This window comes from Microbacterium songi, from assembly GCF_042747925.1.
Taxonomy (GTDB): domain Bacteria; phylum Actinomycetota; class Actinomycetes; order Actinomycetales; family Microbacteriaceae; genus Microbacterium.
Genome location: NZ_JBHZIE010000013.1, coordinates 14,763 through 33,966 on the forward strand (window position 1 = coordinate 14,763; position 19,204 = coordinate 33,966).

General features: G+C 67.5%; 22 protein-coding genes and 1 tRNA gene. 14 read left to right on the forward strand and 9 right to left on the reverse strand.

Going from position 1 to position 19,204, the window contains the following annotated elements; all coding sequences use genetic code 11:
- Positions 1-191 precede the first annotated feature (191 nt).
- Entirely contained in the window at positions 192-695 is a 504-nt protein-coding gene (locus tag ACFM35_RS15530) for a DUF1269 domain-containing protein (protein ID WP_378843703.1), read from the forward strand.
- 89 nt (positions 696-784) lie between these two features.
- On the opposite strand, the gene ACFM35_RS15535 is transcribed toward ACFM35_RS15530, so the two are convergent.
- On the reverse strand, positions 785-1,450 hold the full coding sequence (locus tag ACFM35_RS15535; RefSeq protein WP_378843705.1) for a response regulator transcription factor: 666 nt from the start codon (positions 1,448-1,450) through the stop codon (positions 785-787).
- Positions 1,447-2,628 carry a sensor histidine kinase gene (locus ACFM35_RS15540; protein ID WP_378843707.1) on the reverse strand — a complete coding sequence of 394 codons (1,182 nt, stop codon included), beginning with the start codon at positions 2,626-2,628 and terminating at the stop codon, positions 1,447-1,449. Before ACFM35_RS15540 ends, ACFM35_RS15535 begins: the two co-directional genes overlap by 4 nt.
- 214 nt (positions 2,629-2,842) lie before the next feature.
- On the opposite strand from ACFM35_RS15540, the gene ACFM35_RS15545 reads away from it, so the two are divergent.
- Entirely contained in the window at positions 2,843-3,025 is a 183-nt protein-coding gene (locus tag ACFM35_RS15545) for a hypothetical protein (protein ID WP_378843709.1), read from the forward strand.
- Positions 3,022-3,147 (forward strand): hypothetical protein, encoded by a 126-nt coding sequence (locus ACFM35_RS15550; protein ID WP_378843711.1) that lies wholly within the window; start codon positions 3,022-3,024, stop codon positions 3,145-3,147. The genes ACFM35_RS15545 and ACFM35_RS15550 overlap by 4 nt, the downstream gene beginning before the upstream one ends.
- 229 nt (positions 3,148-3,376) lie before the next feature.
- Here ACFM35_RS15550 and ruvA read toward each other — a convergent pair whose 3' ends face one another.
- Together ruvA and ACFM35_RS15560 are read right to left on the reverse strand one after the other, a co-directional pair.
- The gene (gene ruvA / locus ACFM35_RS15555; protein WP_378843713.1) at positions 3,377-3,976 is read right to left on the reverse strand and encodes a Holliday junction branch migration protein RuvA; all 600 of its coding nucleotides are present in this window, start codon (positions 3,974-3,976) and stop codon (positions 3,377-3,379) included.
- A 226-nt stretch (positions 3,977-4,202) separates the two neighbouring features.
- Positions 4,203-4,826: a TetR/AcrR family transcriptional regulator gene (locus ACFM35_RS15560; RefSeq protein WP_378843714.1), complete on the reverse strand. Its 624-nt coding sequence runs from the start codon at positions 4,824-4,826 to the stop codon at positions 4,203-4,205.
- Between the two features lie 61 nt (positions 4,827-4,887).
- Here ACFM35_RS15560 and ACFM35_RS15565 point away from each other — a divergent pair, with 61 nt between their 5' ends.
- The 6 genes from ACFM35_RS15565 (at position 4,888) to ACFM35_RS15590 (ending at position 10,189) form a co-directional block, all read left to right on the forward strand.
- On the forward strand, positions 4,888-5,322 hold the full coding sequence (locus ACFM35_RS15565; protein ID WP_378843716.1) for a hypothetical protein: 435 nt from the start codon (positions 4,888-4,890) through the stop codon (positions 5,320-5,322).
- Positions 5,323-5,367: 45 nt separating this feature from the next.
- Positions 5,368-6,408, forward strand: a complete 1,041-nt coding sequence (locus tag ACFM35_RS15570; protein WP_378843718.1) for a GlxA family transcriptional regulator — start codon at positions 5,368-5,370, stop codon at positions 6,406-6,408.
- Positions 6,405-7,313 carry an alpha/beta fold hydrolase gene (locus tag ACFM35_RS15575; RefSeq protein WP_378843720.1) on the forward strand — a complete coding sequence of 303 codons (909 nt, stop codon included), beginning with the start codon at positions 6,405-6,407 and terminating at the stop codon, positions 7,311-7,313. Before ACFM35_RS15570 ends, ACFM35_RS15575 begins: the two co-directional genes overlap by 4 nt.
- 43 nt (positions 7,314-7,356) lie before the next feature.
- Complete coding sequence (locus tag ACFM35_RS15580; RefSeq protein ID WP_378843722.1) at positions 7,357-8,178, forward strand: alpha/beta fold hydrolase; 822 nt, start codon at positions 7,357-7,359, stop codon at positions 8,176-8,178.
- A 92-nt stretch (positions 8,179-8,270) separates the two neighbouring features.
- The gene (locus ACFM35_RS15585; RefSeq protein WP_378843724.1) at positions 8,271-9,251 is read left to right on the forward strand and encodes an alpha/beta hydrolase; all 981 of its coding nucleotides are present in this window, start codon (positions 8,271-8,273) and stop codon (positions 9,249-9,251) included.
- A gap of 146 nt (positions 9,252-9,397) precedes the next feature.
- Positions 9,398-10,189, forward strand: a complete 792-nt coding sequence (locus ACFM35_RS15590) for an SGNH/GDSL hydrolase family protein (RefSeq protein ID WP_378843726.1) — start codon at positions 9,398-9,400, stop codon at positions 10,187-10,189.
- 107 nt (positions 10,190-10,296) lie between these two features.
- Here ACFM35_RS15590 and ACFM35_RS15595 read toward each other — a convergent pair.
- Positions 10,297-10,386 (reverse strand) — tRNA-Ser (locus ACFM35_RS15595).
- Positions 10,387-10,539: 153 nt separating this feature from the next.
- Between ACFM35_RS15595 and ACFM35_RS15600 the strand changes: the two genes are divergently transcribed.
- On the forward strand, positions 10,540-11,244 hold the full coding sequence (locus tag ACFM35_RS15600; protein ID WP_378843728.1) for an ABC transporter ATP-binding protein: 705 nt from the start codon (positions 10,540-10,542) through the stop codon (positions 11,242-11,244).
- A complete protein-coding gene (locus tag ACFM35_RS15605; protein ID WP_378843730.1) occupies positions 11,241-12,614 on the forward strand; it encodes an FtsX-like permease family protein in 1,374 nt (457 codons plus the stop codon). Before ACFM35_RS15600 ends, ACFM35_RS15605 begins: the two co-directional genes overlap by 4 nt.
- Before the next feature lie 22 nt (positions 12,615-12,636).
- On the opposite strand, the gene ACFM35_RS15610 is transcribed toward ACFM35_RS15605, so the two are convergent.
- The gene (locus ACFM35_RS15610; protein ID WP_378843732.1) at positions 12,637-13,542 is read right to left on the reverse strand and encodes an LLM class F420-dependent oxidoreductase; all 906 of its coding nucleotides are present in this window, start codon (positions 13,540-13,542) and stop codon (positions 12,637-12,639) included.
- 71 nt (positions 13,543-13,613) lie between these two features.
- On the opposite strand from ACFM35_RS15610, the gene ACFM35_RS15615 reads away from it, so the two are divergent.
- Together ACFM35_RS15615 and ACFM35_RS15620 are read left to right on the forward strand one after the other, a co-directional pair.
- Positions 13,614-15,047, forward strand: a complete 1,434-nt coding sequence (locus tag ACFM35_RS15615; RefSeq protein ID WP_378843734.1) for an MFS transporter — start codon at positions 13,614-13,616, stop codon at positions 15,045-15,047.
- A gap of 52 nt (positions 15,048-15,099) precedes the next feature.
- A complete protein-coding gene (locus tag ACFM35_RS15620; protein ID WP_378843736.1) occupies positions 15,100-16,053 on the forward strand; it encodes an L-lactate dehydrogenase in 954 nt (317 codons plus the stop codon).
- Positions 16,054-16,064: 11 nt separating this feature from the next.
- Here the strand turns inward: ACFM35_RS15620 and ACFM35_RS15625 are convergent, their stop codons facing one another.
- Positions 16,065-16,511 carry a DoxX family protein gene (locus ACFM35_RS15625; protein WP_378843738.1) on the reverse strand — a complete coding sequence of 149 codons (447 nt, stop codon included), beginning with the start codon at positions 16,509-16,511 and terminating at the stop codon, positions 16,065-16,067.
- 74 nt (positions 16,512-16,585) lie between these two features.
- On the opposite strand from ACFM35_RS15625, the gene radA reads away from it, so the two are divergent.
- Positions 16,586-17,953, forward strand: a complete 1,368-nt coding sequence (gene radA / locus ACFM35_RS15630) for a DNA repair protein RadA (protein ID WP_378843740.1) — start codon at positions 16,586-16,588, stop codon at positions 17,951-17,953.
- Between the two features lie 24 nt (positions 17,954-17,977).
- On the opposite strand, the gene ACFM35_RS15635 is transcribed toward radA, so the two are convergent.
- Positions 17,978-18,406, reverse strand: coding sequence for a dehydrogenase (locus tag ACFM35_RS15635; RefSeq protein WP_378843742.1), 429 nt, complete (start codon positions 18,404-18,406; stop codon positions 17,978-17,980).
- Between the two features lie 22 nt (positions 18,407-18,428).
- Positions 18,429-19,187, reverse strand: coding sequence for a FadR/GntR family transcriptional regulator (locus ACFM35_RS15640; RefSeq protein WP_378843744.1), 759 nt, complete (start codon positions 19,185-19,187; stop codon positions 18,429-18,431).
- Positions 19,188-19,204 lie beyond the last annotated feature (17 nt).

The window sequence follows — 19,204 nt, forward strand, 5'->3', positions numbered from 1 at the left end:
TGCCCACACGGCAGCGGCCCCGCCGTCCGTCAACGAACATCCACGCGACCGCGTGGGCAGGCCCGCCGCCGCACTACTGCGGATGGACGATAACGGTCGATCCGACGAGACGACGAGCGTATCGAGCACTCGAATCAAGATGGATACAAGCAGCCGGTGAAGGTCACTCGGCTCGTAGGAAGGGACACCCCATGAACACTTCGACCACCACCCGCCAGATCCTCGCCGCCTCGTTCGACACCTCCGATGGCAGCACCCGAGCCGCATCGGCCGTGCTCGGCGCCTACCCCGGACGAATCGCCAACACTGCTGTTCTTCAGGTGAAGGCCGACGGCACACCGCACTTCGTCGAATCCAAGGACTGGGGCCCCGGCCGCGGTGCGCTGCTGGGTGGCGCGATCGGCCTCATCGGCGGCCCCCTCGGGGTTCTGGCCGGCGGCGGAATCGGTGTGCTCGCCAGCAAACTCCGCGACATGGGCTTCAAGGATGCGCAGTTGAAGACGCTGGGAGAGTCACTCTCGCAGAACGAATCCGCGGTCATCTTTGAGATCGCGACCGAGAGCACTGCCGCGGCGCAGGCGCTGCTCGCGACGCTCGGCGCTCGACAGATCGTGACCGAGCCCGTCGGCGCGGACGTCGCCGCACTGTTCGCCACCGCTCCCGAGCCGATGGTCGTGGACGAGACCGCCATCTAGTGGGGCGGGTTGACTCCCCCAACGAAGAAGACCTGGCCGAACCGGCCAGGTCTTCTTCGTCTTCGACCCAGTCCCTTGTCCGGAAAGGCTCAGCTTTCGGCGGCCAGGCCGGCCCGGTACGCGAAAGCGACCAGCTGCGCGCGGTCGCGTGCGGCGACCTTCGCCATGGCGCGGTTCGCGTGCGTTTTGACGGTGAAGGGTGAGACGAACATCTCCGCGGCGATCTCATCGTTCGACAGACCTCGCGTGACGGCGACCACCACGTCGCGTTCACGGGGCGTGAGTGCCTCGAATCGTCGAGCGATCGACTCGTCGATACGTTGCGCGGGGGATTCGGCGACTCGTGCGATCGCGGCGGCGGCGGCGCTGGCGGACAGTGCTCCGCCCCCCGTCATCACGTCGGTGATCGCGGCGATGAGCTCCGTCGGTCCCACGCCTTTGCCGAGGAATCCGTTCGCGCCGGCGCTGAGAGCGGCGTACACGTTCTCGTCGTGCTCGAACGTGGTGAGGATGATGATCCTGATCTGGTCGGCGGTGTGGGTACGACGGATCCGGGCAGTGGCCTCGACACCGTCGATTCCCGGCATCCGGATGTCCATCAGGATGACGTCCACCGAGGTCGTCTTCAGGAGGTCGATCGCGGCGAACGCGTCGCCGACGTCGGCGACGACCTCGATCTGCGGACTTGTGGAGATGATGGTCCGAAGCCCTGTCCGGATCATCTCCTGATCGTCGACGATCAGTACCCGGATCATGTTGTGCTCCTTATGGTCGGCAATTCGACGTGGACCCTGAACGTCTCGCCGGAGTGCGTGATGTTGATCGTGCCACCCGCAGATTGTGTTCTCTCCCGCATGCCGACGATGCCGTACCCGATCCGGCTGACGTGGGTACCCATCGAGCTCACCGACGTCTCATTCTTCACGTCTATGAGCAGGCGCTCGTCCGTGGAGCTGATGCCCATACGAACTGGTCCGGTGCTGTATTTGCCCGCGTTGGTCAGTGCCTCCTGCACGATCCGGTACGCCGCGGCGGACACATCCGGATCCAGCCCGGGAAGCACCGTATCGATATGCGCCTCGATCAGGGCGCCAGCGGCGATCATGCGCCCGACCAGGGACGGAACGTTTTCGATCAGAGGAAGCTCAGACCGCTGATCGGGCTCCGCGCCACTCTCACGGAGAAGATCAAGGATCTGCTGAGTCTCCTTCAACGTGCGTTGCAGCCCCTCGCGAGCTGACCGCAGAGCCCGGCGAGCGGCGTCAGCCTCGGCGGGGAGGCTGACCTCGGCAACCCCGACGTTGATGTTCACGACGGCCAGTTCGTGTCCGACGACGTCGTGCAGATCTCGCGCGATCCGCAGACGTTCGTCGGTCACCGCCTGCCGCAGTTCGACGGCCTGAGCTGCGGCGAGATCCGTCGCGCGCTGACGCGCTGCGTTCCATGACTCCGTCTGCAGCCGGACGACGCTGCCCGCGGCGGCCGCCGCGACGACGAAGGTCGCCGCCACCAGAGCTGTCGGCGCTGTGAACTGTCCGCCATCGCGGTAGACCAGGGCGAGATAGAGAGTCGATGCTGCCGCCGCCGTTGCGGGGAGGACGTGCCGACCCTGCTTGGCGAACAAGAAGATGGAAAAGACCGTCACGGTCCAGATGCCGACGTACTCCGCAGCGAAGAGCGCGCTGGCGACTCCTCCGGCTGTCGTAAGGGCCAAACCCACCCAACGGGCACGAAAGATGACCAGGAGTCCGAACGCGGACAGCCCGAGACCGAGGTAGCCGAGTGATTCTTCACCAGCGATCAGCATCACGCTGAGCTCGGTGATGAGAGCCGCGCTCGCCGCGATCATGACCCCGCTCGACAGAAGCGGACCGCGGAGGAACCAGGACGGCTTCGGCCACGCTACGTCGGCGGGGGCTGTCTCGGAACTCATGGTGCTCATCATCGGGCATCACCGCCCTGAACTCGTCGTCCGGACGCATCGGGGCGGCTACTGCAGCCGCAGTAGTAGCGGTTCACGTCCCGACTGACCATCCCGCCTCTACGCCGTACGGATGACATCGGTTCATCCCTGCGCATGACGTCGCCGAGAGGTCGGAACGCGAGGCTGGGAGCAACCCAGAACCACCCACCATGAAGGAATCGACATGACTGAGCATCTCCCCGTACAGACCACATCACCGAATACCCTGACGGTCGGCGACCCGGCCTACAGCCTGCTCGCCTTCGTTGCGGGCACGCTCGTCCAGGTCGGCACGCGGGCGACGACGTACATGAGCAGTCTTGCCCTCGCTCCGGCGGCCTCGACGAGCGCGGCGGTGACCTCGTGAGCGTCGCGACCGTCACCGAGCATGCCGGTGACCGCGCGCTGGCCGTCATATTCGGCATTGCCGAAGCGGGCGCCCTTCTCGTCGGCGGCGCCGGGATGGTGGCCGTCGTCATCGTCTCTTAGATCGTGCGGCTCTCACAGGAGGCCGCGGAGCGGCGGCGGCACGGCCGCGCCGCTCGCCTTGCGCTGCTAAGGCCGGCGGAGGCAGCGTCTGTTTCGTCCTGACCAGTCCCGACGTGGGCGCGTAGAGGAGTGGGCGTGCGGTTCGAGGAGTTCGGCATAGCCAAGGTCGCCGATGCGCAGCCCCGCTGACGCGGACCGTCGACGCGACACGCGTGTCACCGACCCGCGATCAGCGCCGCGAGAGGGTCGTCATTGCAGCTCGGATCAGCGACTGCACGGTGCCGTCGGGCGCTGACGTGGCAACCGCCTCGCTCACGGCTCGGTCGGCGTCGCGCTTGTTCCAGCCGAGCGACTGGAGCGCGACGACCGCCTCACCCTGTCGAGAGCTCACGGTCGCATGATCGACATCCGCGTCCTCCGACGCGTTCAGGGCACCGAGCTTCGGGCGCATCGTCACGAGGATCATCGATGCTGCGCGCGCTCCGACTCCCGGTACCTTCCGCAGCGTCGGCTCGTTCCCACGTCGAATCGCATCGACGAGTCCGTCGTGTCCCAGAGTCGCCAACGCGGCGCGTGCCGTCTTCGCGCCGACTCCCGGAGTGGCGGTGAGCATCTCGAACAGGTCCAGCTCGTCCCGGCTGGCGAATCCCGATAAGTGCATATCGTCGGCCCGTTTCGTGAACACGGTGTGGAGCAACGCGCGCTCACCGACGACCAGGGTCGACGCATGGGACTCCACGAGAAAGACCTCGAGGCCGATCCCGCCGACGTCGATGACGGCGCGGTCGCGGTCGACAACCAGGACGGTACCGGCAAGAGCAGAGATCATGGCGAAGCTCCAAGTCAGATGATGACTGGAGGTTTCAAGCCTCGGATCTTCGCGCAGAACGCCCGACCGCCCCAAACCGAATCGGGCAGGGCATCAGCTTATGCGACCTTCCTCGATCTGACATGGCGCGCACCTGCGGGATGGGCCCAATACGTAGCGTGACCGCCGGCCGATGCTGGACCATCTCAATACGACCGGCGGAGGCGATCTGCGCTTGGACTGATCATCACGTTCGTTCCGTTAGCGAGGCGAGACGAGCGAGCACTTGAGCCGCAACGAGATCAAAGGTCTCGATCCGCTGTTCTGCCCGGCTCATCACCACCGCTCCCTCGGAAGCCGCAATCAGGAGTGCGGCCATCCCGGGGGCGTGTTCTTCGGGCAGCCCCCCTTCGATGAGCAGAGCCGCTAGTTCCTCGCTCCAGGTACGGAAGACCCGTGCGGTGTCGCTCCGCACGTCGTCGGACTCGGTGGATGTGGTGACGGCGAGGACTGCGCACCCTGCGCTGAAGTTCGTGGCGGTGAGGAGGAGTCTCCATGCGGCAAGAAATCGCTGAGCGATCACCTCAGCCGTCTCACCGCGCCACGCGTGAATCATCGCGATGGAACGAGCCCCCGTGGCGGCGACGGCCTCCGACACCATCTGATCCTTTCCTTCGGGAAAGTGGTGGTAAATCGACCCACGAGGAGCGCCGGTGTGTTCGAGGACAGTCGCGAATGACGTCTGCTGCATGCCGCCACGGGCGAGGAGGTGGACGGTGCCATCAATCATGTGCTGACGCGTATTTTTCGCCACGAGGCCACCTTCATCGCTCCTGTTGCCGCTGCACCAGCGCGGTATGAAGTTGATCATAATTTATCTTGACTATGACGACCTACATAGTTCAGGCTGAGCAGAACCGAAGGAGAACCTCATGCCCATGATCGACGTCTACGCCACCGCCGGCACGTTCGCAGACACGCATCAGCTCGCAATCGACATCGCTACGGCCGTCAAGGAAATCGAAGAAGTCCCTGACATCCCGATGTTCCACAAGAACACCGCCGCGTTCATCCACGAACTTGCCGAGGGTGATCTGTCCAATGTCGATGGCGACACGAACTACGTGCGGGTGCAGGTGCTGACGAACGCGGGCGCTCTGGATCGCGACAAGCAGATTGCGGCCGTTTCGCGGCTCACCGCGATCGTCGCGGCAGCCGCGGGCGACCCGGGATTGTCGGACCGCACCTGGGTTCTGCTCACGGAGGCGGTCCCTGGCGGGTGGGGCCTATGGGGGCACGCTCACACCAACGACGAGATCGTCACTGCCGCCCGCACGGAGATCGGCCGACTCCAGGCCGGTAGCTGACATCCGGCTCTCCTCGATGACCTCGGCCGACGAAAAGAATGTCTTGTGTCTGAGACCCACACGATCGGCTTTCTCGTTTTCGAGGGCGCCAAGATGCTCGACATCGCCGGGCCGTCGGAGGTGTTCGCGGAAGCGAACCTCTCAGGAACCGATTACCGCATCTCCATGCTCACTGCAGACGGTGGCGGCGTACAGACTTCTATCGGAGTGCGGATTTCCGCGGATGAGTCCGCGTTCAGCGACTCCCGCTGGGACACGGTTCTGATCGCAGGGGGCGAGCCTTTCCCCTCGAAGCCAGTGCCGGCCGAACTTGCGTCAGCAGCAGAGCATCTTGCCCAGCGGGCCGGGCGCGTGGCCTCGATCTGCACGGGGGCCTTCGTACTCGGCGCGGCCGGCCTGCTCGACGGTCGGCGATCCACCACTCACTGGAAGCACGCGGGCGAATTGGCCCGCCGCTACCCCAAGTCAACCGTCGAACCTGACCTGATATTCGTCAGAGACCGCGAAATTTACTCATCGGCCGGCGTGACGGCCGGCATCGATCTCGCGCTATCACTGCTCGAAGAAGACCACGGCTCGAACCTGGCCCGTACAGTCGCCCGATCGCTGGTGGTCTACATGCAGCGGGCCGGGGGGCAGTCTCAATTCTCGGTGGCTCTGGACGGCCCGAGCCCAAGAACTCCGGCGCTCCGAGCCGTCATAGATCAGGTGAAGGCCGATCCCACTGCGGAGTACTCACTCGAATCTCTCGCAAGGATCGCGCTGGTGAGCCCTCGGCATCTGACGCGGCTTTTCCACGAGAACCTCGACACGACCCCCGGCCGGTATGTGGAACTGATCCGTTTCGAGCTCGCCAAAGCTCACCTCGATGCGGGCCACTCCGTCACCATGGCCGCCGAACTCGCAGGCTTTGGCTCCTCCGAATCCTTGCGAAGAGTGTTCGTGCACAGACTCGGAATGTCTCCGGGCCGGTATCAGCGACGCTTCCTTTCCACGGACCCCGCCCGCGCCGCGAGCTCGTCCGAATCTGTGGCATTGACGACTATCTCAGCGGTTCGGCAAGAGGTGGTCGACGAGCACTCTTGAACCTGTCGCCGCTACGGCACGACACCTCCGCAATCCTCACGAAAGGCACCAAAATGGCATCCACGACTGGAATGGTCGGGACTCCGATCGCGTATCTGGAGGCGGCGAATGGCGTGACTTACGCCTACCGCCGCTTCGGCACCGGAACGGGCATCCCGCTGGTGTTCCTTCAGCACTTCCGCGGCAACATCGACAACTGGGACCCGAAGCTCGTCGATCAGATCGCCGAGCAGCGCGATGTGATCCTTTTCGACAACACCGGCGTCGGCTCGACATCGGGAACGACTCCGAACACGGTGGAGCAGATGGCTGACGATGCTATTGCCTTCATTCTCGCCCTCGGTCCGGCCGAAGTCGACCTCTTCGGCTTCTCCCTCGGTGGCTTCGTCGCGCAGGACATCGCGCTCTCGCAGCCTGAACTCGTGCGCCGCGTCATCTTGGCCGGCACCGGCCCTAAAGGAGCGCCGGGCATGGAGCGCTGGAGCAAGGACGTCGAGGATGCCGTGGTTGTTGATGAGACCGGCCCCGCAGGCGTGCTGTACGTCTTCTACGCCCATACCGACACAAGTCAGGCGGCGGGCCAGGAGTCACTCGGGCGAATCTACGGCTGGGCCGACGGACGCGATGAGCAGCCGTCGCTGGAAGCGAAGAACGCACAGTACGAGGCGGTGCTCAGGTGGGGCATTCGTGACTGGGACGCCGTCGCCCGGCTCGCTGAAATGCAGCAGCCCGCCCTCATCCTGCAGGGCGACGACGACATCATGATCCCCACCAGAGCGAGCTACACGCTGGCAGGGCTGCTGCCGAACGCCACCCTCCACATCTACCCGGACGCCTCGCACGGCTCGATCTTTCAGCACGCCGACGAAGCCGCCCGCCACACCCTCGCCTTTCTCGGCGAGTAGCCACTCACCCCCGTCATCCCCATCAGGAAGAAGCGCAAGAACCATGCCTTACATCACAACCACCGACGGCGTCGACATCTATTACATCGAACAGGGAGAGGGGCAGCCCATCATCTTGAGCCACGGCTGGCCGCTCAACTCCGATGCCTGGGCGCTCGAGCTCAAACTCTTCGCCGACGCGGGCTACCGGGCCATCGCCCATGACCGTCGCGGCCACGGCCGCTCGAGCAAGACCTACACCGGGAACGACATGGACCACTATGCCGCCGACCTCAAGGACCTGGTCGAGGCCCTCGACCTCAAAGACCTCATCTTGATCGGCCACTCGACCGGCGGCGGTGAGGTCATCCGGTATGCAGCGCAGTACGGCAAAGACCGGGTAGCCAAAGTGATCACGGCCGGTGCGGTTCCGCCGCTGATGCTGAAAACCTCGGCCAACCCCGAAGGGGCCCCCATCGAGGTGTTCGACGCGATCCGCGAGGGCGTGGTCTCTGACCGTTCGCAGTACTACAAGGACCTCGCCGTCCCCTTCTTCGGAGATAATCGAGAGGGCGCGGAAGTGTCCCAAGGCCTCATTGACGACTTCTGGCGCCAGGGCATGGAGGTGAGCATCGCGGCAGCCTACGACTGCATCGCAGCGTTCTCCGAGACCGACTTCACGGAAGACCTCAAGGCGATCGACGCACCGGTCTTGATCGCTCACGGCGATGACGACCAGATCGTCCCGATCGCCGCAGCAGCGGAAAAGGCGATCCGGCTACTCAAAAACGGCACCCTGAAGGTCTACCCGGGGCGCCCACACGGCATCTACGGCGACTACCAGAAGGAACTGGACCAGGACATCCTCGAGTTCATCAAGAGGTAATCGGCCCCCGCGACCCGGCGAACCCACAACCTGAGGAGCAGATGATGCGCCGAACTTTGTGGGTTCGCCGGGCCCGGTTCATAGCTACTTCTGTGCTTGTCGGACTGATCGTCGCGTTCCTCACATACGAGCTGTCGGTGGAGCCGGGAGCCGCGATCGTCAAGGCGGTGTTCGAAGCGAAGCCCGAAGTGACACCCCCAGACGATTTCAGCGCAATCGAAGCGGCCGTCTCTTCCACTGAACCAATCGCTATCACTGCCACCAACGCACCGCCGGCAAGCATCACGATCTCGCGGCCGACGGCGACCGGGGAGGCCCTCCTGCCGGTTGTGCTTTGGATCCACGGTGGTGGATTCATCTCCAGCTCTGCCGATACCGTGGCCGACTACACCTCGATCCTGGCGAGTCACGGTTACGTCGTAGCCAACCTCGACTACTCCCTAGCGCCCGGATCGCAGCATCCGGTGCCCGTCCTGCAGGCGGACGCAGCGCTGGGCTTCCTGGCAAAGCACGCCACGGAGTATGGCGGTGACCCCGACAAGATCGTGCTCGGAGGCGACTCGGCGGGCGCGCAGATCGCCAGCGAGGTGGCTGCGCTGGAGACGAATACGCAGGTGGCGGCCCCGCTCCAGACGACGCCGGCACTCCATTCGACGGCTACAGGGATGGCCGGACCGCTCCGCGGGGTCGTGCTCTTCTGCGGCCTCTACAACATGCAGACGGTCGCCGACACGGGATTCCCGGCGTTGCGCACCTACCTCTGGGCTTACACCGGCCACCGTGAATGGACCACCGCTCCCGGGATAGACAACCTGTCGACCACGAGCACCGCGACGACCGACTACCCGCCGACATTTCTCAGCGTGGGCGACGCGGACCCCTTCCGCAGCCAAGCCGCCGAGCTCGCATCCGCGCTCGCCCAGAAAGAGGTCGCCGTGACAACGCTGTTCTGGGACGGGACCGGAGACGGCCTCGGCCACGAATACCAATTCGACTTCTCACTTCCCCAGGCTCACACAGCCCTCGACGCCACCCTCGATTTTCTGACCAGCGCCACCACAGGGAACTCTTGAAGGACTGATCATGACGGTTACCCCGGACCACCCAAGACAACGTCGTCAACATACGCGACGCGCCTCGATGGCGATCGGATGGGTCGCAGTCGCAACAGTGACGGCCTCCATCGCTTACGCTCTGCTGGTTTTCGGAGGCCACTGAGATGGCCATCGCTCGCGGTAGCGCGTACGTCGCGATGGGAAGCTCGTTTGCAGCGGGGCCGGGCCTGAAACCCCGGGCCGCTGGGGCGCCCCGCGCATCTGGGCGCTCCGCCAACAACTACGCGCATCTCGTCGCTTCGCGGCTGGGCCTGACGTTGCGCGATGTCACGTTCTCAGGCGCGACCACCGACGACATTCTTCACGGGACAAAAGGCCGCGCGGCTCAACTCCACGCGGTGACCTCTGACACACGACTGGTGACAATCACAGCCGGAGGTAACGACGTCGGCTACCTGCCGGCGCTGACGTTCTCGAGCCTGCCCTGGCCGCTGCGAGCGCTCCCCGGCATCCGGAGACGGGTGGCCGAGTTCACCGACCCGGCGAAGACGGACGAAAGATTCCGAGCCCTCTCGGCAAACCTCGCGAGCATCCTGAGAGAACTCCATTCGCGTGCACCCGAGGCGGAAATAGTGCTGGTCGACTATCTCACCATCCTCCCGCCACAGGCGAATAGCGATCACCGGCTGAACGTGCTGCGAGCGTCACCCCGGGGTGACCTGACCCGGTGGGGAGGTGACGTGGCTCTGCGCTTGACAGAGACGTTCGCGTCGGTCGCCGCGGCCGAGGGCGGTGTTTTCTTGAACGTGGGCGAGCTCTCGCGAGAACATCACGCATGGTCGAACGCCGCGTGGACGCGCCGCTTTCACCTATCGCTCCGCGGGGGGGCGCCATACCACCCGGATAGCGCGGGGATGGCGGCCGTCGCCGACATGCTCGTGCAGCGGCTCGAGTGACGACCGCTCTACGAGCGTCGGGAAGAAATCGGGAAGCAAATGTTCCCGATTTGTTCCCAAAATGCCGAAAAGCGACACTCGAAAGTGCCGCTGATCAGGGGTTTAGATGGCGGTGACGGTGGGATTTGAACCCACGGTAGGGGTGAACCTACACAACATTTCGAGTGTTGCACCTTCGGCCGCTCGGACACGTCACCGTCGTCGAGTTTACGACACGCGCGGGGATGCGGCGAATCGGCGTCAGGTCCGCACACCTCACAGCGCGCACGCGATCCGGATCATCCCCCAGGATGACCCGGATCACCCTTCCGCCCGACGCGCCGCGACAGGCCCGCGCGAAGACTTGACCCATGACCGTTCCGCTCCTCCACGCCCGCGCCCTCACCAAGACCTATGGGCAGACCGTCGCCCTCGCCGGGGTCGACCTCGACGTCTTCGCCGGCCAGGCCGTCGCCATCATGGGCGCGTCCGGCTCGGGCAAGACGACGCTCCTGCACGTCCTCGCCGGCATCGTGCTCCCCGACTCGGGCGCCGTGCACCTGGCGGCGAACGGGGTGACGACCGACGTCACCACCCTCGACGACGCCGATCGCACTCGACTGCGCGGCGAATCGTTCGGCTTCGTCTTCCAGCAGCGCATGCTCGTGCCCGAGCTCACCGCGATCGAGAACGTCGCACTCGCCCTCATGATCACCGGGATGCCGCGGCCCGAGGCCGAACGGAAGGCCGCGCCGTGGCTGCAGTACCTGGGCCTGGCCGGCATGGAGGACCGCCGTATCGGACAGCTCTCCGGCGGCCAGGCGCAGCGCGTCGCGATCGCCCGCGCGCAGGTCACCGGAGCCGGGATCGTCTTCGCCGATGAGCCGACGGGAGCCCTCGACTCCCGCACGTCCGACGAGGTGATGGCGGCCCTCCTCGCCTCCACGACCGGCCGGGGCTCCACTCTGGTCCTCGTCACCCACTCCGACCAGATCGCCCGGCAGTGCGACCGCATCGTCGACATGCGCGACGGCCGCGTCGTCGGCGAGCGCGCGGGTCGGGCGGTGTCGGCATGACCTCAGGCGTCCTCACATCGGTCCGGCCTCGACGCCGTGGCGCAGCATCCGCCCTCGCCCTCACGCGCCTGTTCCTGCGACCCGGCGTCACCCGGAAGGGCACCGTGCTGCTGCCGGTCGTCGCCTTCGCAGCCGTCACCGCTCTGGTGCTTATCGTGGTCGGGGGCGCGCAGACGTTCTGGACGACGACCGACGACCTCGCCGGGCTCTACCAGCTGCTCGCCGTGGTCGCCCTCGCACTGCTTCTGGTGCCGCTCGTCACCGTGGGCGGGGCCGCCGCCCGCCTGTCGGCACGTCGACGCGACGACCGCCTCGCCACGCTGCGACTGCTCGGAGCCTCGAGCACCACGGTCCGCTCGATCGCCGTGCTCGAAGCGACGACCCTGGCCGGGTCAGGCTCGCTCGCCGGCACCGTCGTGTTCCTGGCGACATCGCCGCTCGTGGGGCTCATCCGATTCCGGGGTGCCGCGCTGACCGCCGGCGGCGTGCTCCTGCCGGTGTGGGCGATCGTCGTCGTCTGTGCGGGCATCGTGCTTCTGGCCGCGGTCAGCGCGATCGCGAGCCTGCGGCGCGTCGTCGTCTCGCCGCTCGGTGTGCGAACTCGCGACGCGGCACCGCACGTCGCCGCGATCCGTGCCGTGATCGCGGTCGTCGCCATCGGCCTCGGCTACGCGGTGATGAGCCTCCTCGGCGCGGCCACGTCGATGATCGCCCTCGTGGTCGTCCTCGGCGCGGTCTGCGCGGGCATCCTCGGCGCGCTCTCGGTGATCGGCCCTTGGCTCGTCCGCGTGCTGGCGCGGCTCGAGGTGCGTCGGGCCCGCACCCCGGAGCGCCTCCTTGCCGCGCGCGCCATGCTCGAGAGCCCCCACGCGATATGGCGCCAGGTCGCGCCGCTGGCGATGGCGTCGTTCGTGGCCGTGTTCGCCGGCGTCGGCGCGGCACTGATGGATGTCGCGACCGGCGGCGCCTCATCCGCCGACGCCGCTCTGGTCACCGACATCCGCACGGGGCTCGCCATCACGGTCATCGGAACGTTCGTCATGGTGGCGTGCGCGACGGCGATCGGTCAGGCCACCGGCATCCTCGACCGCACCGAGCTGTATCGCGGGCTCAGCCTGCTCGGCGTCCCCTCACGGACGATGGATGCTGCGCGCCGACGAGAGACGATGCTTCCGGTGCGGGTGGCCGTGGTCGGTTCCGCCGTCGCGGCAGCCGTCGTGCTGCTGCCGCTGACGGGGATCGCCCTGATCGTCAGCCCCGTCTCGATCGTGGTGATCGTAGCGACCATCGGGATCGGCGTGCTCATCGTCTGGGCGGCCCTCGCCGTCACTCGGCCGCTGCTGCGCGCCGTCGCCACCGGCCCGGCCTGAGCCGGGCCGGCCACGGCATCCGTCACTCGCCCAGCGCCGCCGCTCCGGCGATGACGTCGACGACCTGCGAGGGCTCGGGCATGCCCACGGCGAAGACGTACGTCGCGGTGAAGCCGACCTCCGCGATCTCGCGCACGGTCGCGGCGACGGTCTCGGGCGTCGACTCGGGCGTGATCGGGATCATCGCGGTCTTCTCGATCTCGTCGTAGTCCCGGCCGACCGCGTCGCAGTGCCCGCGCAGCACGTCGAGCTTGCGCGCCGACTCGGGGCTGAACGAGATGTTGCAGGCATCCGCGTACTGGGCGACCATGCGCAGCGTCTTCTTCTCGCCGCTGCCGCCGATCATCAGGTACGGATGCGGCCGCGCGATGCTCTGCGGAGAGTTCAGCGTGCGACCGAGCTGATAGATCGCACCCTCGTACGGCTCCTCCGAGTCCGACCACATCTGCAGGCAGATCTGGATCGTCTCCTCGAGCTGCCGGAAGCGTTCGGCGACCGGCGGGAACTCGAAGCCCATCCCGGCGGACTCCTCCTCGTTCCATGCCGCGCCGATGCCGAGGCCGACCCGGCCGCCCGACAGCACGTCGAGCGTCGTGACGGCCTTGGCGAGCAGCGCCGGCTCGCGGTAGATCACTCCGGTGACCAGCGTGTGCAGCAGCGCCTTCTCGGTGTTCGCCACGATGAAGCCGAGGGTGGCATAGGCCTCGAGCATCTCGTGCTCGACGGGTCCGATGCCGGGCAGCTGCCAGAAATGGTCCATCACGGTGATGCGCTGGATGCCCGAGGCCTCCGCATTGCGCACGTGGGCCGCCAGCATCGGGCCGAGCTTCGACGGGCCGGTGTTCCAGGTGAAATCTGCGATGTGCAGTCCGAATTCCATGACGTCGTCCCGTCCGGTGGGGGTGTCGGATGCCGCATCCGACCGCACTCCTCAGGCTAAGCCCGTCAGCCTCCGGCGCACGCACCCTCCCGTCACCCCGGCGGGGCTAAGTTGGCACCGTGAGCCAGAGCACCCTCGCCCCGCAGCAGCGGCTCGTCGTCGCGATCGCCGCACTCGCCTCCTTCGTCGCGTTCCTCGACGGCACCGTCGTCAACGTCGCCCTGCCGGCGATCGGCCGCGACCTCGGCGGCGGCCTGACGACCCAGCAGTGGGTGGTCGACGCCTACCTCATCACCCTCGGGGCGCTGATCCTGCTCGCGGGGTCGGTGAGCGACGCTTTCGGCCGCATCCTCGTCATGCGGATCGGGCTGATCGGGTTCGGCGTCGCCTCGATCGCGGTCGCCCTGTCGCTCGATCCCCTGTTCCTCGTCATCGCCCGGGCTCTGCAGGGCGCCGCCGGGGCGTTCCTCGTGCCGAGCTCACTCGCCCTCATCACCTCGACCATCCGCGGTCCGCTGCAGGGCAAGGCGATCGGAACCTGGACGGCCCTCACCACGAGCGCGATGATCGCCGGGCCGCTCATCGGCGGGCTCTTCGTGGACTACCTGTCATGGCGGTGGGTATTCCTCATCAACGTCGTCCCGATCGCGATCACGCTCTGGCTCCTCACCCGGCTCACCGCGCACGACGAGCGGCGGCCGGACACCCGCATCGACTGGCTCGGCGGCGCCATGTGCACGCTCGGGCTCGGCGCCGCCGTCTTCGCGCTGATCGAGCAGCCCAACCTCGGCTGGACCGACCCCGGTATCTGGATTCCGCTGGTCTGCGGCATCCTGCTATTCACCGCGTTCCTCCTCCGGCAGCGCACCTCGTCGTCGCCGATCCTGCCGCTCGGACTCTTCCGCATCCGTAACTTCTGGACCGGCAACGTCGCGACGTTCTTCATCTACGCGGCCCTGTCGCTGAACGGGTTCGTGGTGGCCGTCTACCTGCAGCAGGGCGCGGGACTGCCCGCGACCCTCGCGGGTCTCGCGAGCCTTCCGACGACGATCCTCATGATCGTCCTCAGCTCGCGTATGGGCACCCTCGCCGGGCGCTGGGGACCGCGCCTGTTCATGACGGTCGGGCCGTTGCTGATGGGCGTCGGCGCGCTGCTGCTGCTGACCGTCCGCACCGACTTCGACTACTGGTGGCAGGTGCTGCCCAGCATGATCGTCTTCGGCCTGGGCCTGTCGGTCACCGTCTCCCCGCTCACCGCGGCGATCCTCGGCGCGGTCGACACAGCCCGCTCGGGAATAGCCTCGGCCGTCAACAATGCGGTCTCGCGGGTCGCGGGCCTCCTCGTCATCGCCGCCCTCGCGGCGATCATCGGCGGCAGTCTCGACCTCGACGGCTTCCACCGCGCCGCCGTCGTGACGGCCCTCCTGATGGCGGCCGGAGGCGTGGCCTCGTTCCTCGGCATCCGCAACACGAAGAGAGCGGATGCCTCGGCCGACGGGTCGCGCACCCCGGCCGACACGGCCCCCGACACGTCCGCTCCGCAGAGCACCTGAACATCAGGGGTCGCCGTAGCCGCAGTACTCGCCGCCCTGCCAGACTGAGCGCATGAGCGTCATCGAGAACTCGAAACTGACCGTCGTCGGAGCCGGAAGCGTGGGCGCGAGCGTCGCCTACGCCGCACTGATCCGCGGGTCGGCCCGGCACGTGGCGCTCTACGACATCGCCACCGCGAAGGTCGAGGCCGAAGTGCTCGACCTCGCCCACGGCACGCAGTTCACCGGGTCGAGTCAGATCACCGGAGGCAGCGACCTGTCGGTGGTGGAGGGCTCGCACGTGGTCGTCATCACGGCCGGCGCGAAACAGAACCCCGGACAGACGCGCATCGAGCTCGCCGGGGTCAACGCCGGCATCATGAAGAAGATGATGCCGGCGCTGCTCGAGGCCGCGCCGAACGCGATCTACGTCATCGTGACCAACCCCTGCGACGTGCTCACCGTGCTCGCACAGGAGTCGACCGGTCTTCCACCCGAGCGCATCTTCGCGTCGGGCACCGTGCTCGACACCTCTCGGCTGCGCTGGGAGCTCGCGCGCCGTGCGGGTGTCTCGTCGTCGAGCGTGCACGCCTACATCGTCGGCGAGCACGGCGACACCGAGTTCCCCCTCTGGTCAACCGCGACGATCGGCACCGTCCCCATCCTCGACTGGCAGACCGAGCAGCACCCCCCGATGGGCGTGCACGAGCTCGACGGCATCGCGGTCGATGTGCGCGACGCCGCCTACAAGGTGATCCTCGGCAAGGGCGCGACCAACTACGCGATCGGCCTGTCGAGTGCGCGCATCGCCGAGGCGATCCTGCAGGACGAGCACGCCGTCATGCCGGTCAGCACGGTGCTCGACGGCTTCCACGGTCTCAGCGGCGTGGCCCTGTCGGTGCCGTCGATCGTGAGCGCCTCAGGGGCGTTCCCCATCCCCGAGACGCCGTTCTCTGACGACGAACTGGGGCTGCTGAGGCGCTCGGCCGACGCGCTGCGCGAGGTCGCGGATTCGCTGCGGGGCTGACGCCCGTCCGATCACGCGCGGGCTCGACGGCGTCGATTCTCGCGCCACGCCCGCCACGCGCCCGTCGACCAGAGCGCCCAGAGCACGAGCAGCGGCTGGAAGATGAGACGGATGCCGCGCGCGAGGTCCGTGTCGAGACCGAACGCGTCGCGTCCCTCGACGTACTGCGCGATGTTCCCCGGGAACACCGCGACGAAGAACAGTGCGACGACCCATCCCACCGCGACGCGATGTCTGCCGAGCAGGAGCAGCGCGAGTCCCAGGCCGACCTCGACGACTCCCGAGGCCAGGACGACGAGATCCGCATCGAGCGGCAGCCACGGCGGCACCTGCGCGCGGAACGACTCCCGCGCGAACGTCAGATGGGCGACGCCGGCGACCGTGAGGAAAGCTCCGAGCACCCACCGTCCGAGGCGCCGGGCGGTGCTCGAACCCGGGGCGCGCGAGGTCTGGCTCATGCCTCCAGTCTGCGGTCTCGAAGACCGCGGAGAGCTGCCGCAGCGATGTCGCCGGTCCCGCCTACGCTGAGACGATGGCCACCCGCAGACCCACCCAAGCCGCGCCGTACCGGTGCACGGAGTGCGGGTGGACGACCCTGAAATGGGTCGGCCGCTGCGGCGAATGCCAGCAGTGGGGCACCGTGGTCGAGGCATCCGAGTCCCCCGGCATTTCGCGCTCGGTCGCCCCGATCGCACCGGGAGCCGGTCGCGCGGCGCGTCCGATCACGACCATCGACACGACCGATGCCCCGCGGCGCACGAGCGGTGTCGGCGAATTCGACCGCGTCCTGGGGGGCGGTATCGTGCCGGGCGCGGCGATCCTCCTTTCGGGCGAACCCGGGGTCGGAAAGTCCACGCTGCTGCTCGAAGTGGCGGCCGCGAGCGCGCGGGCCGGGCGACGGGTGCTCTACGCGAGCGCAGAGGAGTCGACCGCCCAAGTGCGGCTGCGCGCCGAGCGCACCGGTGCGCTGCACGACGAGCTCTACCTCGCGGCCGAGACCGACCTCGCCACGATCCTCGGTCACATCGACCAGGTGCAGCCCGAACTCCTGATCGTCGACTCGGTGCAGACCGTGTCGTCGTCGCTGTCCGACGGCATGGCCGGGCATCCGGGGCAGGTGCGGGAGGTGGCATCCACCCTCATCCGGGTGGCGAAGGATCGGGGCCTCCCGGTCATCATCGTCGGCCACGTCACGAAAGACGGTTCGATCGCGGGGCCCCGCATCCTCGAGCATCTCGTCGACGTGGTCTGCCACTTCGAGGGCGACCGGCAGACGTCGCTGCGCTTCATCCGCGCCCTCAAGAACCGCTTCGGGCCGACCGACGAGGTCGGATGCTTCGACATGACCGGCGCCGGAATCACCGAGGTTCCCGACCCGAGCCAGCTGTTCCTCGGGCACGGGAAGATCGAGGCAGGCACGTGTGTCGCGATCGCCCTCGAGGGACGACGGGCGATGCCCGTCGAGGTGCAGGCGCTGACGATCGCCACGAAGGCGCCGAACCCCCGCCGGGTCGTGAACGGGGTCGACAGCGCCCGCGTCGCGATGGTGCTGGCGGTCCTGGAGAAGAAGGCGAAGATCGTGACCTCCGACAAGGACGTCTACGTCTCGACGGTGGGCGGGGTGCGCTTCACCGAGCCCGCCGCCGACCTCGCGATCGCACTGGCCGTCGCCGGATCGGTGAGCGAGAAGCCGATGCCCAAGGGTTTCGCCGCGATCGGCGAGCTGAGTCTGGCCGGTGAGATCCGCCCCGTCACCCAGGTGACGCAGCGACGCAGCGAGGCTGCCCGGCTCGGATACACCGAGGTCATCGACAACCGCTCCGAGACGCTGAGTGGGGCGCTCCGCGACGTGACGACCCGGGCCAGGGCCCGGCCGGGTGACCCCGCCCCGGGCTTCTGAACGCGCGCGGGCGGCTGGTGCCTCTCAGATCGAAAGTGCGGCCAGCAGGTCGGCCGGCGTGGCCTGCATCGGGTGCGGGCCCGCGATGTCGAAGAACACCGTGGTGATCTCGGCCTGGTGCGCTTCCAGAATCGCCTTCAGCGACTCCGGCGACTGCAGGGCGACCGCGGGCGGCAGCGTCTCGGGCTTGTGCGTGGCATCGCTGAACAGCAGCAGGGCGATGTCGCCGGTGTTCGGGTCGCGGTAGGTCCAGATCTCACCTGTGTCGAGCGGATTGTCGCGGGTCCCCGTTTTCATCAACGGCACCACGGTCGGCCCGTGTCGCAGTGCGAACGCGACGGCGGCCATGTCCTGCGTCTGCAGCGCATCCACGAGCGCCACGTTCCGGAACTCCAGGGGCGTCTTCTTCCTGCCGCTCTTGCCGGTCTTCCCGCTCTTCTTTCCCGATGCCACGTCCCCAGCCTAACGATCCCGTTCAGGTGAGGAATCCGCGCAGCAGCGCCTCCGACCCCGCCAGGTGATCGAGGATCGCCGCCTCCGCGGCATCCGCCCTCCCGGCCAGGATCGCGGACACCACTTCCTGGTGCTGGGCGTTCGAATGCTCGATGTTCCGGGGCAGCAGCGGGAAGGTGTCGAGCCAGCCGTTGACGCGGGCCCGATTCTCGGCGACGAGCGCGATCACCGACGGGATGCCGGCGAGCTCGGCGATCGACAGGTGCAGGAGCGTGTCGAGCCGGCGGTACTGATCTTCGCCCGCGCTCTGGGCGTTCGCGTGCAGCGCCCAGAGCGCCTCGCGCTCGGGAGCGCTAAGCGTACGCTCGGCCGCCGCGCGCGCGGCTCCCGCCTCGAGCACCCGGCGGAGGCCGAGCACGTCGTCGAGCTCACCGGGATCGACCGGGCCGAGGTCGACCGGTCGCGGAAGCGGGTCGGCGACGAACGTCCCGCCGTAGCGCCCGCGGCGCGGCACGAGGTAGCCGGTGTCGGTCAGCTCGCGGGTGGCCTCGCGCACGGTGTCACGGCTGACGCCGTAGAGCCCGGCGAGGTCGCGCTCGGAGGGCAGCGATTCCCCGGGCGCGACGACCCCGAGGCGGATGGTCTGCGCGAGGCGCGCGACCGTGTGCTCGAGGGCGTTCCCTTGCCGCACCGGACGGTAGACCGCGCGGTGCACCTCCGTGAGCTGCGGCGGCGGCTCCCCCTCCGGCGTCACCACCGCACCGTCTGCCCGTGATGTCATCGCTCCGCCCTCCCGCC